Genomic DNA, 14,639 nt, shown 5'->3' with positions numbered 1-14,639 from the left:
AGGAGAAAATAGCCAATCAATCTTTCTGAGAACACAATGAAATAGAAGATTGAAAGAAGAAGTCTGAGGAGGGGAACGACTTTATTTTGGGGTGTACTTTTTTAAATACAAGAAAGATATCTTTGGAGTAAAAAGGGATTTGTTCTTTTTTGGTAAGAGAAAATGGTTCGTTAGGTTCGCTTCTAAACGATCAAAAAGATATAAACTGTGTAAGTCAATAAAGCGTCATTCCGAAAAGATAAGGCGGTATATCGTAATTAAACGACTTTCTGCAAGCTAACCTTCTTTATCCCGCTCGTGCTTTCGGCGTCATGTCAAGATGGTAGATAGTGAATTAGTAATATTTTGTAATTAATATTTTATGTTAAAATAAGCCGGAGGAGGGGATCACTATAAAAAGATTGATGACAGGTCTAGCCGTAATAGTTTTATTTTTCATGCTCTTCATTCAGTCGTCCACTTCCACAGCAAGGGCTGCTAGCAGTCCTAGCTTAATGGAGCAAGTGCAGGCGCTTATGGATGCTGGGGTCATGGAAGGCTATCATGATGGAACATTGCGACTCGATTCGTCAGTCACAAGGGGACAATTTGTGGCGTTTCTAGTAAGAGCTCTGGATTTGCCATCTGGTGACTCCGGATTTAAGGATGTAGGCCCCGGCAGCAGTTTATATAAAGATATCAGTGCCGCGAAAAAAGCGGGGCTTCTTTTAGGAAATGCCGAGGGCTATGCGCTCGCCAATGATCCGGTCACACGTTCGGATGTAGCTGTTATGCTTGATCGGGCCATGCAGCTAAAAGGAGAGTACCCAACAAAAGCTGCACTCACGTATAAGGATGCAGCAGATATTACCCGGTACGCCTATGAATCTGTACAGCGCATGACTCATTACGGACTCATTAAAGGAACAGCAGATAATTATTTTTTACCGAAGAAAATTGCTACACGCGGTGAATCAGCCGTGTTTGTGTATCGATTGATGGAAAAGCTTGATTTATTCTCTGGAAGCAAAGATCCGATTACGATTCCTAAGCCGGTCGATTCTTCAGAGGTTGTCGTCCCAGTCAATGGCTACCAATATATTAAAGTAAGAATGAATACGCGCGGTGTACCTCTTACATACGACAAACGTACGATAGATGCACATATTCGCTCAACTGATTATCATTATTACTATCATATGGGAAATGCCTCTAAGCCGCTTGGCTCCTTGAGAGTGACATTGAGAAAGTTGGATAACGGCGATGTATTCGCCTTTACAAAATTTATCCATAATGGAAGCAATACATACTCAGCATCTGTCATTGTGCCGTTTCAGCAGTCGGATAATTATTCATTGGCTAAATATAATACGTTCGGCCAGGTAGATCAAAAGCATGATGATACATTCGGTGTTGATAAAACGTCACATCCGACCGGCATTTTATCAGCGAAAAAAGGCAATACGGTGGTCAATGAAATGATGATCGGCAAAAACTATATTTCCCTTCATCGCCAGCATAATTACCCGACCGGGGATAAATCTGTTCTTCGCGAGCTGATTGAGGAGCGGGAAAGCTATCAAATGTACACGGATAAAGCGCGCAACCTCGTTACGACGCATGTAAACTTATCTGTCCGCTCTAAAGCGATTTCGGAAAACTGGATACTGTTATCGGATAAGCGTTTATTTGCCAATGATAAGAACAGAAACGATTGGTTTAAACGGACGATCAGCCAATATACAACTATCAACAACTGGCTTACGGCGGACGGAGCTTACACGAAACTGCCATGGTCAATTGAGCCTGGTTATAAGATGGGGTACGGCCGTAACATCACCCGCCTTCAAGGGGGAGTGTATTTAACAGCCTATACTGGCAATAAGGAACGCTACTTTTATGATCTTGTCATTAATGCAGTGGCCGATTTGGATGTATTCTCTAGCGGGGCGATCACAGCAGGAAAGAATCCGATCTTTCCGACGGAATATACAAGTTCGTTGCTTAAAAAAACATACGGTCTAACAGCTCCCTATGTTGACACTAGATTGAATGAAAACGCCGCTTTGTTCTTGAAAAACACTTCCGAATCGTTATCTATTCGAGAGCTTCAAGGCACCAACATTCGTTATGCTGATTATTTGGTGAAACAAAAAAGCCTCGGAAACATTATCCCAATCACAGCTTCTAGCTATTTAATCGCTGATTATTATGGGATCGGAAATAATCATGCCAAAACACATGCGTCACTCAATCACGCACTCGGTGAGATGCGTTTCTTGCTCGAAACATATAAGCAAACGAATCATCCTGCTTACTTGAAAACAGCCCGTGAAATTAAAGCAGGTATTGAAGCACTTCATCCAAAGTGGATCCGCTCTAATGGTGATCTTTGGTACCGAGTAAGCCCAGCAAAGGCATTTGGAGGCGATGACTACCCTCATTTGACCCTAGCAGATCTGCTGTTAAGCCAAAATATATTTGCCGAAACAGGCATCCCGCGCAGTATAATATTTGACGAAATGATTCGCTCAAAAACGAAGTATATGGTTAACAATAAGGTGCCGATACCGGCCTTTATCGTTCAACTTCTTCGTGAACAAGGCTTCGGCAGCCTGATTAATAGCACATACCAATCTAGCACAAACAAAGCAGATATTGAAAAACGTCCTAAAGATTCGCTTGATTTGCTAGCAGAGTGAAGTTTATGTGGTGAAAATTTCTTTTCATATCCAATATCAACGTGAATTCTATCCTTTCTGTTTGCCAAATAACAATAAAAGGCGAAGGGCGATCTTTTGTAATTAGGAAAGAAATTCGCGATTCGAAAAAAGAAGCTTACGGGATTGTTTTAAAGAAAAGATTCAATAATATATGAAAAAGACCATTCTTAAAGTAATTATTTTAGAATGGTCTTTTTTGTGCGGGGTTACTAAAAAATATTTTTACACATTTTTTACATGGTGTTAGCAAGTAGATGGATAGCCGATGTGAGAGGGAGTGGCAGAAAGCATGGTCCTGTAATTTGTGCAGTTTTTCTTAGGATATAAACAAAGCGGAGTAATCAAAGAAGCGTTTTATGGTAAATTTAAAAAGGAAAAAATATTGGAAGTGAGGAATCAGATGAGTACAGTTAAAAAGCATAGTCCTAATCAATTAAAATTAATTTTACGAGGATTGATAATCATTATAGGAGGATTTATCGCAGCATATGGACTTGAAACCGTATTAATCCCAAATAATGTATCCGATGGAGGAGTAACCGGCATTAGTATCGTTGGTTCACAACTATTTGGATTACCTTTAGGAGTCCTCATTGTTGTTATTAATATTCCTTTTGTTTGGCTAGGTTATAAACAAATTGGTAAAAGCTTCGCGATTTATTCCATTATCGGCATCGCTTCACTAGCTGTTGGCACCAGTCTTATGCATCATATGCCAGCTATTATTGAAGGGGATACTTTGCTCGTTACTGTTGTCGGCGGAATTATTCTCGGCTTTGGAATGGGGTTAGCCTTGCGTAATGGCGGGGCGTTGGACGGTATTGATATGCTAGCCGTTCTGCTCTCTCGAAAATTGCCGTTTGGGACGAGTGATTTTATTCTTTTTTTAAACCTATTTGTATTCATTTTTGTCTCTACCGTATTTGGTCTACAAGGGGCCATTCTTTCCGCCATTGCTTATTTTATCGCTTCTAAGGTGATTCATATCGTTGAAGAAGGCTTAAGCGGATCAAAAACCTTTAAAATTATTACAACTCAACCTGAATTAATGGTAAAAACGATACGAGACCGCTTAGGAAGAAGTGCCACGTATAATGAAGTGTATGGCGGTTATTCCCATGAAAAGTTCAAAGAAATTACGTGTGTTATTAACCGGTTAGAAGAAAGTAAAATTAAGGAAATTATTAATGAAATTGACGAAGAGGCTTTTGTGACCGTATATGACGTAGCAGAGGTAAAAGGCGGCAATTTCAGAAAGCATAATATCCATTAGGCGAAAGTTGGCAAATAGATAGTCAGGCAACAGACAGCCCCTTTGGACAAAGTGTATATAAAGGGGCTGTCTGTTAATTGTGTTTGAAGAGTTTTTCATTTATATACCTATAACCTCTTTGTAAAACAAATGATACGATTGGCTTCGCTAAATCCTAATTTAAGATGCATCGCTAAACTTTCTTTGTTTCCTAATTCACAGTCACTAGCAAACTCCTGGCAGCCCCGTTCTCTAGCCCAATTTTCGCACGTATGAATTAGGCTTCTTGCAACCCCTTGCTTACGAAAAGCTTCTTTTACATAGAGTCCCTCTAAATATCCCACAGGGCTTGAAGTTGTCCCTTCAACATAATCATAGCGCAATTGGCATTGGGCAAACCCAATGGCTTCATTGCTATCATAAGCCAAAATTATAGTCGCATCTGGCTGGCCAAGAAGCTGTGACATTTCGTGTATAAGTTCCTCCAAAGTATGTCCAGGCCAGAGCAACAAAGCAAGTTGAGCAGCTTCTTTCGTATCTGATAATGTTGCCTCTCTTAGCATAAAAGAACCTCCCCATTCAGTCTGTCTGCGATATGCCAGTCGTTTGGCGAGTGTGGCTCCATTTCAGGCTCCTTGAAAACAAACGCCAATATGTAAATTTTCCTTATAAGAATTTCAGGTAACAGAGATGAACCATTAGGCTGAATGAAGCGAGAAAAGAGAAAGGGACCAGAGCGGCCCCTTTTCTAATGATAAATGTGAAGCCTGCTTATCTTTTGGAAATCCATCTATTTGAACGGCAAAGGAAGAAGGGAATGATTCGCTTATCAGGAACCAAGCTTTATTATTGAATGGATAATTTGATCCCAGTCTTCACAATGAATTTCATGTCCTGATCCATCAAGAGCCACTAATTCAGCATGAGGGATGGCTTTTGCAAGAGCAAGCCCGTGCTCGTATGGCAAGGCTGGGTCCTCTGTACCATGAATAATGAGCACAGGTACGTCGATCTCATTCATTCGATCGAAATACTCGTCTCCGCCTTGTAGCATGGCATGATTAAACCTGCTTGGTAGCTGTTTGGCACGATCGTATTCTTTTGCCGCCAGTTTATACATTCTTGCTTGTTCATAAGGTTTGGATCCAGCTAAAGTTTTCCACCCATCTGCCAGATAGGCAATAACGGCCTCTCGATCGGACCAATCTATCGATGCATTCTTCGCATGGTGATCCAGTATGCTTTGATCCATTGGAGGCAACTTTTCCGCTTCAGTCCCAAACACACTTGATGCAATGAGTGTAAGCGTGAGTGTGCGTTCTGGATATCTCAGGGCAAGAATCTGGCCGATCATACCGCCTAAGGACATTCCAACGATATGTGCCTGCTCTATAGAATAAGCATCTAGCACACCTGCCGCGTCATCGGCCATGTCCGTTATTGTATAGTTGGAAGTACCAGGCTCATATACTGTCGATCGCCCAAGATCCCGATGATCATAACGAATGACAAATCGCCCTTGATCAGCGAGGTGGAGACAAAAATCCTCATCCCACCAATCCAATGAAGACATCGCTCCCATAATCAAAAGTACGGCAGGGTCCTTACGGTTTCCAAAGCATTCTGTGCATATATCTACATTATTTATTTTCACTATCTGTTCACTCATATTTTTACCTCCGTATAATTTATTATCTAATCGCCGTTATTAAGGCGCAGATCAATAAACTCTTTCCGGAGTCTCATTGGCCTGCCCCTTTAATTATCGCAGTCGAACCCACTTAATAATCATGACGAGGCCTCCTTTTGACTAGAGTTAGAAAGGGGATCACCCCTTATATGTATGACTATAACATAACGTAGTTTCCTCACATACCGAAATTTCTCTATGTTTTATCAAATATGGCTGTGCAACCATGTTTCTAGGAAAATCTAAAATAAAGAAAGTTTTTATATAATTTGATATGCAGTAAATCTCAATGCGTCATACATAAAAAATAAGGCCCGAGATATTCAACTAACGGGTCGTATTTATAGATTTTTCTTCTGTTTCTTGAGAACGCTGATACTTTGCGCAGAGCGGAAAAAGGAAGGAGGTTAAAGTCATCAATAGAAGATACACAAAGATGGATGGCCAGCTCAAATGATAGCGATAAATAGTGAAGTAACATAGCAGTATGGCTATTAGTACACATAGGGCAGAATAAGTTAAACGTGAAGAATGAATCATTGTATAGCGGGTTTGACATTGTTTGCAATACAGAGCTCTGCTTTCAATGAAAAGTGAGGGGTAAATTTCAGTCCATTTGAACCTGCGATGACAAGTTTCGCATTTTTGCAGATTGATGTTTAACACCTCCCTAAAAATGATTTAATGAAGTTCTTCTATTAATGATACTGCATAGGGCAATGAGAAGGAAGTGATTTTATTTTAGCGAGTGAGAGCAGGAGAAAATCAAAGGGCCTATTCCTTGTTTAGAGGATAGGCTCTTTTGGTCTATATACATTATCTAAGAAAACTTTGGTTGGGAAAAGATCATTGTCTACATCGATGGTATAGCTGAACCCTTTCTTGCATCCTTGGGGAAGGGGCTCCTTTGTTAAGCGGTATTGCTTTAGAAATCTACTTTACCATTGGCAATGTAATTGTAAATGATGTGCCTTGCTGCTCTGTACTTTCGACCGTGATGGCACCATCATGCGCTCCGATTAAAGATTTAACAATAGCCATGCCTAAACCGGTCCCCTCTGATTTTTGCTCAGTCGTCGTTCCGCGATAATAGCGATTAAACAAATTTTGTTTCGTTTCCTCGTTCAAGCCAATTCCATCATCCTCAATATGAATAACAATACCTTGTACCTGCTGTTCGATGGTTGTCTCAATATTTACGGAAGCTTCGTTATGAAGCACAGCATTCATATAAATATTTTGCAGCGCACGCCGTAATAAATGATCATCAAATGCTAGTTGTATATCCGGCGTCGTAAAATGCAATTCGAAGTGATGAGGCTCTGCACGTAAATCATTGCTCACATCAGCTAAGACGCTCTGAACGAACTCCACAATATTTTGCTTTGTTTTATGGATCGGTATGGCCTGTGAACCATCAAAGCGCATGGCTAAATTTAAATCCTGCACCAGTTGCTCTAGATGCGAGCTTTTGAGATCAATTTCTTGAATAAAATTTTGCTGCTCTTCTTTTGACCAATCATAATCAGGGTTTAATAGCAAGGTAGAATAGCCTTTAATATAAGTGAGCGGCGTTTTTAAATCATGTGAAATGCCTGCAATCCAATCGCGCTTCGCTTCCTCTACCTGAGCGCGTTCAATTTTCGCTTTTTCTAACTGCGAGCGCATATCAGCAAGCTGCGTAATCACTTCCTGATACAAGCGATAGCGCATCTTTAATTTTTTCTTCCGTGTATACATTTTCTCGCACTCTTGCAGCGGGGAAAAATCTTCATGGGCAAGCTGGTTAATCCATTTCATCACAAGCAGCAATGGGCTGCCAAAGTACCAGCCAAATAGTAACATGCACAGCACCGTCACCATGCCAACAACAATGAGCACCAGCCATTCATAACGCTCACCGCCAAGTCCGAACTTTGGTAAAATCCCATCCATAACAGTTGGCAATATGATCGCTAACAGCAGCAGCCAAATCAACGAGCCTAATAGTAAATGCCAAATAAAGCGTTGTTGAATTTTCATTATGCCTCACCTGTTGGCGGAATAAATTTATAGCCGATCCCGCGCAAATTCACAATAATACTTGGCTTTCTCGTATTATCTCCTAGTTTTTTACGCAGTTTAGCAATATGGATGGTAACGGTTTTTTCTTCCCCAAACACATCTTCTCCCCAAACGAACGTATAAATTTGCGCTGTGGTGAACACGCGGTTCGGGTTTTTACAAAAGAAATGGAGTAACTCTAATTCTTTCGCCGTCGCTTCCACTGCTTCTCCTCGTATGGTTAATAAGGCTTCGTCAGGTGAAAAAGCAAACGTATCGTATACAAAGCTTTTGGCCTCGGGCTGTGACGATTGTTTTTCATACACACGCTGGCGTCGTAAAATAGCGCGTATTCTGGCTACTACTTCAAGCGGATTAAATGGCTTGGTAATATAGTCGTCACCACCGACGCTTAACCCAGTTAATTTATCGAAATCGCTCGAGCGTGCACTAATAAATAAAATGGGGGCTGTTGTTTGCTGACGAATCGCTGAGCATAAGGCAAAGCCATCACCATCCGGCAGCATGACATCAAGCAAAATAATATGGAAGTCTTGCTTGAATAGGGTTTGCATCGCTTCTTCTTTCGTTGATGCGGTGACGATATGAGAAAAATGTTCTTTCTGTAATGTAATGGTAAGCAGTTTTAAAATGCCGACTTCATCATCCACAATTAAAATTTTAGCGTCGTCTGTCATTGTAATCCCTCTTTCCTATTTCTATCCTAACAAGTTTTTCTTTTTATACCTATCTTAAAAATAAATATTACGTACATTTTCCTGCCAGTTTACTTTATTTTTACTTTCATCTTTTACGCTTGATATAAGCAAAAAACAGGAGGTTTCGCATGTGACTTATATTATTCAAACGCATCAATTAACGAAACGCTTTACATCTGAGCTCATCATCAATCATGTAAGCATGAAAGTGAAAAAGGGGGAAATATACGGATTTCTTGGTCCAAATGGTTCTGGCAAAACAACGGTTATGAAAATGCTGTTAAATTTAGTTAAGCCATCTTCTGGCGACATTATTATACAAAATGAATCGATTGCGGCCACTTCCTATAGCTACTTAAAAGACATCGGCAGTTTAATTGAGTATCCGATTTTTTATGAGGACCTTACTGCGCAGCAAAATCTGCAATTGCACTGTGCCTATATAGGCTATGACGATCATCGCCGCTTGGAAAAGGTGTTAGAGACCGTTGGCTTGCAGCAAATTGAAAAGAAAAAAGTAAAGGAATTTTCCCTTGGTATGCGTCAACGCTTAGCGATTGCGCGCGCCATCATTACAAAACCAAAAATTTTAATTTTAGATGAACCCATTAACGGGTTAGATCCTGTCGGCATTAAAGAAGTGAGGGAGCTGCTTGTTACTTTGAAAAAACAATACGACATGACCATCTTAATTTCCAGTCATATCGTAGCTGAAATTGAGTCTATTGCCGATACAATCGGCGTATTAAAGGATGGAAAATTAATCGAGGAAATCGCCATGCCTGCATTGCGCGAGCAGCATCAGCCAACGACAGAGATCATGGTAAGCGACGCAGGAAAAGCAAAGCAATTGCTGGAAGAAGCGTTTCAGGCCAAGGTACAAATCATTAACGCAACGACATTGCGCCTTACAAAAGTAAATGTAAAAACAGCCGATTTAACGAAACACTTGATTTTACACGGAGTAGACGTTGAGAGAGTGGAAATGGTGCATCAAACGTTGGAGGAATACTTTATTAACCGCATCAAAGGAGGGTACACACATGCTGCATTTAATTAAGCTGGAATGGAAAAAACATCAAATGACCCGCTATTTTAAAAGCTTTGCCTTTTGTATGATTGGCATTTATGGATTTGTGGCGCTCATTGCCTTAAGTTCAAAAAATGAAATGGATGGCGCAATGAGCTCCTTTCATGAATTTATGTCGCTCCTCACCATCCTATCGAATATTACCTTTATTATTTTCGGCAGTGTTATTTTATCGCGCTTAATTATTTCAGAATTTCGCACTAAAACAATACAAGTGGTATTCACATATCCGATACAACGGAAAAAACTATTGTTGGCTAAATTAACACTTGCTTATGCCTTTACGGCGGGAAGTCTATTAATCGGCCTTTGGCTCATGCAAATGATCACGTATTTTTTGCAGCCTTCACTCGGACTATTTGAAGGCACGGTCACATTACAAGAAATATTCTCCGTTTCTCCAAAGGTAGTATCAAACGCATTAATGATGGGGGCCATCGCATTGATTCCACTGTTTTTCGGTATGCGAAAAAAGTCCACCTCAACAACAATTACCTCAGCGGTCATTATCGGCTTTTTAATTAATGCCACAGTTTCAGACGGTGGGGACACCTTCAGCTTAGCGGATGTCGTATTTATTCCACTTATCCTGGCATTGTTTGGATTGGGGATTGCCTATCTGTCGTTCCGCAGCATTGATGTAAAGGATGTGGCCTAATGCTACGAAAAATGTTTGTTTTATTATTGCTCGGAACAATGGGTGCAGGCCTCATTCTTTATCTGAAACAGCCTGTTAAAACGGTAGCAATCGGCGGGTATAAAGCGATGCCGTATATCGACATTACACTAGATGAGTTAAATATTGATATTGCCGATTCACCTGATGATAAAATACATCTTCAAATAAAGGGGCATACATTAAATAAAAATATACTGTCAGTTAGTCAAAAAAACAATACATTCGTCCTGAAGGAGACACGCCAAAAGAAAAAATGGCAAGAAAATATTCACTTTCGTCCCATGCCAACCGTGGTCATGAAACTGCCGAAGTCCCAAAGTAAAGCTCTTACAATTAACGGTGCCTATGGCGATCTTATCATTCAAGGTTTGGAGTTGGATACAATACAGGCAGGAACCTCCGCTGGCATGGCGCATGTAAAAAATGTAATCGTCTCAAATGCTGAGTTTTCCACGGCAGACGGCATGGTGAAAATTGCTAAAAGTAGTCTCAAAAATTTATCGATCACAACAGATGCAGGCGATGTCTCCATAAAAGAAAGCACAGGCACAGCACATACGATACGAACAGCTGACGAACAAATTAAAATAACAGAGGCTACGGAACAGCCGAATATACAATTGAAAAGTGTTTCAGGTGATATCGGTATTCAATATATAAAAACACCTGCTTCGCTTCAATTGGTGACGGCTGGTGAAGATGTGAAGATTGAGTTACCTAAATATGATAGAAACACTCATGCTATTGGCGACGGGACGAATCGTCTTTCGGCTAAAACCGAAGATGGCGGGCTTGTTATTCAATAAAAAATAGAGTACATAAAAATCCCCTTGCCCACTCACATTTGCTTCAAGGGGAATGAACCTAGAAAACTTTTCAGAAGCATCCGAACATTCTAAAGGGGGCTTACAGCCAAAAGAAACTGTATAGGGAACTTTAGAGATTGAAGAGGGCTTCTCCCATTAATAAAGATAGGAAGAATCCTCCTAATAAGGTGGCTGAAATAAAGGCTGGTATGGAGAGAAGAAACTTTATTCGAAGACGAATGGTACTGAAATGTCTATAAAAATGAATGATCGGTTTTGAAACCAGCATGGCAAGAAGTAAAAATATACATGATGCTATTAGATCAATACGAGTAAATGGAGGACTGATATATTCATCAAAATAAAAATTGACAACAAAAAACAAACTAAATAATACTGATTGAAAAATAAAAAATGTAAAGTGTTTCATAAAAAAATTACCTCTGTTCCATATATTGAAACTAACTAGATTATAACTCTACAGAAAAATAACAGATACTTCTACAAACGTAGTTCCTACTTGCTGAAAAGTGACAAGAAGGAAGGGAATAAGACTTTCTAACCGGATCGCAGATGAAGAGGTGTGGAAATGAGGGGATCTTCTTTTAGTAGAAGATATAGAAAGGCCTATTGCTCATGAAAATCTAGCGGAAGAGCCTACAGGGTGTCAGAAGGATCGTCTAGCTTGCCTCAAAAAGAAGGTGAAGTAGGTATTTAGATTCAATAAGGAATTACACTCTAGGAAGAGTGGTCTGAAATTAGTCTTTTATGGCTTTTTCTATTGCCAGAGCAGTTGATTCAATGTCGCCATAAGTTTCAATAGCGGCTGTTTCTAAATAAGTTATTTCAAACAGCTTCTTTTCTTTCTGATAGTTTACAGAGAGTACCCTTTTTTGGTTTTTAGAAACCGTTTGAGTGATTTGGCAGTTACTATAAAACATCATGGTTTTTAACATGTTTTTGGTATGGTCTAAAGACAAGGTCGTTATCTCCTTTTTTTAGGCTAAAAGAAGTGATTCAATACTACTTTTCTATAATTAATTATAATTTGTATTTTTTTCCTTGTATATGGAAAGTTTGATGACGTTTTTTACTTTTTTGTAACATGGCGTAAAAAGGAAAAGGTGTTTCATCAAATAGGGGGAAATATAAAAATATGAATAGGGGTACTAACATACAATTAGGTTGGTGGATAAAAGTAGAAGAAAAATAAAAAAGCCAGGAAAGCTCCCAGCTTATCTAGGGCCAATTCTATTGAATGAAACAGATCAGTAAGATCAGTAGTATGTATCGGAAAGAAAAGAGACTTGGGCTATTTATACGTCTGACTGGTCACTTAGAAATAGGGCTTTGCTTAAAAGTTTAATATCAGAATAAATATAGGTTTTTATAATGGGATTTTTGCATTTATAATAGTCGTCTGTTAACCGTTTGAGTTCATGACAAATAAGATCTATCGGAATCAAAGGAAGCTCCCCTTTCTAGTAACTAATAGTATAATGATGAACGTTATTTGTAAGACAGAGAAGAAATTTGTCGACAAGTGGAATTATACCAAACTTTACTAGGGATTCGTATTTATTAAAAAAATAAGTCTCCTATTTAGGAGACTTATTTTAATTTTATTACCAGCTGGCTTTCTTTATTCCAGGAATTTGCCCTTTATAAGCAAGTTCTCTGAAGCAAATACGGCAAAGCTTAAATTTACGATAAACAGAATGGGGTCTTCCGCATTTTTCGCAGCGTGTATATTCTTGTACTTTATATTTTGGGGTGCGTTTTTGTTTAGCGATCATAGACTTCTTGGCCATATTTTAACCTCCTTTGTGATTAAGGATAGGAGACATTTATTATTATAACCTAATAATAATTCTAATGACATAGGAGTCTGTTGGTAATTAGATAAAGGCTTTATTGCTTTATAGGAAAAACCGTATTTCATTGGAAAAACGGAAGAGACATTTGGACAAGTCTTCTAACGGAATTACAGATGAAGAGCTGGAGAAAAAGAAATCAAACGAGCAAAGACAAACCTAGGATTTAAATTGATATGGATGAACAAGAAAGCGAAGAAAATGCAAGAGATAGCAGGAAAGAGATTTAAATGGAGTCGATTTAACTAGTATCATACAGAGGTTTCTAGGAAAAAAGCTTATGGAAATTAGAGAGGCATTTATCTATTTCTCAAGAAAGGGCAGAATAAAACAAAAAATGGAGTCAACGACGAGGAGAGGTTGACTCTTTTCGTGTATTTATTCATGACGAAGAACACGAACAAATGATTAATAAGAAGGTTTTACTTTTATTTCAAGCCACTGAAAAAGCAGACGAGCATTGAATAAGCCACAATCCTATGTTTTACCTTATGGTAGGGGGATGACGGGACACGCACCTAATAAAGTGCCAGCTAATAGTATAACTTGAACCTTATTAGCGTGACCACATTTCAAGAAGAGGTGAGTGGATTGTTCTACCACATTAAGGAATTACAATATCATGCAAAGCCGGAAAGACCTGATCCGTTATATGCGAAAAAGCTACAGGAAGTTTTAGGCGGGCAATTCGGCGAAATCTCTGTTGCCTTGCAATACTTGTTCCAAGGATGGAGTGTGCGGGGGAATGGGAAGTATAAAGATTTATTAATGGATACGGGAACCGAAGAGCTGGCCCACATAGAAATGTTAGCGACAATGATTGCCCGTTTATTGGATGGTGCTCCGGTTGGCGACCTGGAAGAGGCAGCGAAAGATCCAATAATAGGAGCTATTCTTGGAGGAATGAATCCACAGCACGTGATCGTATCCGGACTAGGAGCCATGCCGGCAGACAGTGTCGGCAATCGATGGACGGCTGATTATATTATTGCGAGCGGAAATCTTTTAGCTGATTTTAGAGCTAATTTAAATGCAGAATCTCAAGGACGATTGCAAGCCGTTCGCTTGTACGAGGAAACGAATGATAGAGGCGTCAAGGATATGCTTTCATGGTTAATAGCGAGAGATACCATGCATCAGAATCAATGGATCGCAGCTATCAAGGAACTGGAGGCAGCAGAAAGGGGGATTGTTGTCCCGGTAGCATTTCCAAAGGAATTGGAAAAACGTGAAGTCGCTTATACGCTGTTTAATTTTTCACGAGGAAATGAAAGTGCTGAAGGGCGATGGGCCCATGGAATTAGTATGGATTGTCAGGGGACATTCAATTACGTGGAAAACCCTCTTCCTTGTGCTAAAGCGCCAAAACTGAAGCCTGCCCCACCATATATATTCAATACCCCGCCAGCAGCCCTTAAAGCCAACCCGACGAACATTCCCCCAAGCATGTGTTAGCAGGTTCGTTCATTTGAGCAAGAAGGAGAAAGAGCATCCTTTAGGTTTTATTTGATAAGTGAAGAAATATGAAGTTTATCATTCTTGGCAGCCCGTCTTTTTATAAGTGCACAGCACCCTGGAAGGGGTGTTTTTTTATTTCCTACTTTTCCAAGCGGGACGGATAGTTCCACACAAATTATTTAACAAACTAGATGTATCTTTTATTCAATCAGGTGAGGGTATTTTTGAGAAAAAAGAAGAAGAAATGGAGCTATGCCGCTCGTACAGGCGCTTTGCTTTCAATGCTGTTGGAACAGTGATAAAGGGAATAGCTCAAAGTTGTGGAG

Annotated in this window: 13 protein-coding genes; 6 read left to right on the top strand and 7 right to left on the bottom strand. The window is 39.7% G+C overall.

Annotated features, from left to right (window positions below):
• Nucleotides 1-494 precede the first annotated feature (494 nt).
• Together CJ483_RS03860 and CJ483_RS03855 are read left to right on the top strand one after the other, a co-directional pair.
• On the top strand, nt 495-2,681 hold the full coding sequence (locus CJ483_RS03860) for an S-layer homology domain-containing protein (protein WP_259455557.1): 2,187 nt from the start codon (nt 495-497) through the stop codon (nt 2,679-2,681).
• A gap of 421 nt (nt 2,682-3,102) precedes the next feature.
• Complete coding sequence (locus CJ483_RS03855; RefSeq protein WP_120037778.1) at nt 3,103-3,975, top strand: YitT family protein; 873 nt, start codon at nt 3,103-3,105, stop codon at nt 3,973-3,975.
• A 107-nt stretch (nt 3,976-4,082) separates the two neighbouring features.
• On the opposite strand, the gene aac(6') is transcribed toward CJ483_RS03855, so the two are convergent.
• From aac(6') to CJ483_RS03830, 5 genes are all read right to left on the bottom strand, one after another.
• A complete protein-coding gene (gene aac(6'), locus CJ483_RS03850) occupies nt 4,083-4,517 on the bottom strand; it encodes an aminoglycoside 6'-N-acetyltransferase (protein ID WP_120032105.1) in 435 nt (144 codons plus the stop codon).
• Between the two features lie 266 nt (nt 4,518-4,783).
• The gene (mleCBF, locus tag CJ483_RS03845; protein ID WP_120032103.1) at nt 4,784-5,623 is read right to left on the bottom strand and encodes a CBF family alpha/beta fold macrolide esterase; all 840 of its coding nucleotides are present in this window, start codon (nt 5,621-5,623) and stop codon (nt 4,784-4,786) included.
• 348 nt (nt 5,624-5,971) lie between these two features.
• Nucleotides 5,972-6,310, bottom strand: coding sequence for a TIGR04104 family putative zinc finger protein (locus tag CJ483_RS25655; protein ID WP_182916958.1), 339 nt, complete (start codon nt 6,308-6,310; stop codon nt 5,972-5,974).
• Nucleotides 6,311-6,577: 267 nt separating this feature from the next.
• The gene (locus tag CJ483_RS03835; RefSeq protein WP_120032099.1) at nt 6,578-7,666 is read right to left on the bottom strand and encodes a sensor histidine kinase; all 1,089 of its coding nucleotides are present in this window, start codon (nt 7,664-7,666) and stop codon (nt 6,578-6,580) included.
• A complete protein-coding gene (locus tag CJ483_RS03830; RefSeq protein ID WP_120032097.1) occupies nt 7,666-8,385 on the bottom strand; it encodes a response regulator transcription factor in 720 nt (239 codons plus the stop codon). Before CJ483_RS03830 ends, CJ483_RS03835 begins: the two co-directional genes overlap by 1 nt.
• Nucleotides 8,386-8,536: 151 nt before the next feature.
• On the opposite strand from CJ483_RS03830, the gene CJ483_RS03825 reads away from it, so the two are divergent.
• Genes CJ483_RS03825 through CJ483_RS03815 form a run of 3 tightly spaced genes read left to right on the top strand, consistent with a single transcriptional unit; the run spans nt 8,537 to nt 10,981 of the window.
• A complete protein-coding gene (locus tag CJ483_RS03825; RefSeq protein ID WP_120032095.1) occupies nt 8,537-9,466 on the top strand; it encodes an ATP-binding cassette domain-containing protein in 930 nt (309 codons plus the stop codon).
• Nucleotides 9,450-10,154 (top strand): ABC transporter permease, encoded by a 705-nt coding sequence (locus tag CJ483_RS03820; RefSeq protein ID WP_120032092.1) that lies wholly within the window; start codon nt 9,450-9,452, stop codon nt 10,152-10,154. Before CJ483_RS03825 ends, CJ483_RS03820 begins: the two co-directional genes overlap by 17 nt.
• Nucleotides 10,154-10,981: a DUF4097 family beta strand repeat-containing protein gene (locus CJ483_RS03815; protein WP_120032090.1), complete on the top strand. Its 828-nt coding sequence runs from the start codon at nt 10,154-10,156 to the stop codon at nt 10,979-10,981. The genes CJ483_RS03820 and CJ483_RS03815 overlap by 1 nt, the downstream gene beginning before the upstream one ends.
• Nucleotides 10,982-11,739: 758 nt before the next feature.
• Here the strand turns inward: CJ483_RS03815 and CJ483_RS03810 are convergent.
• A complete protein-coding gene (locus CJ483_RS03810) occupies nt 11,740-11,961 on the bottom strand; it encodes a hypothetical protein (RefSeq protein WP_120032088.1) in 222 nt (73 codons plus the stop codon).
• Between the two features lie 645 nt (nt 11,962-12,606).
• On the bottom strand, nt 12,607-12,792 hold the full coding sequence (locus CJ483_RS03805; RefSeq protein WP_120032086.1) for a type Z 30S ribosomal protein S14: 186 nt from the start codon (nt 12,790-12,792) through the stop codon (nt 12,607-12,609).
• A 654-nt stretch (nt 12,793-13,446) separates the two neighbouring features.
• Between CJ483_RS03805 and CJ483_RS03800 the strand changes: the two genes are divergently transcribed.
• A complete protein-coding gene (locus CJ483_RS03800) occupies nt 13,447-14,310 on the top strand; it encodes a manganese catalase (protein ID WP_120032084.1) in 864 nt (287 codons plus the stop codon).
• Nucleotides 14,311-14,639: the final 329 nt, after the last annotated feature.

Source organism: Bacillus sp. PK3_68 (assembly GCF_003600835.1).
Lineage (GTDB): Bacteria > Bacillota > Bacilli > Bacillales > Domibacillaceae > Pseudobacillus.
This window is presented reverse-complemented; position numbering and strand designations above follow the sequence as displayed.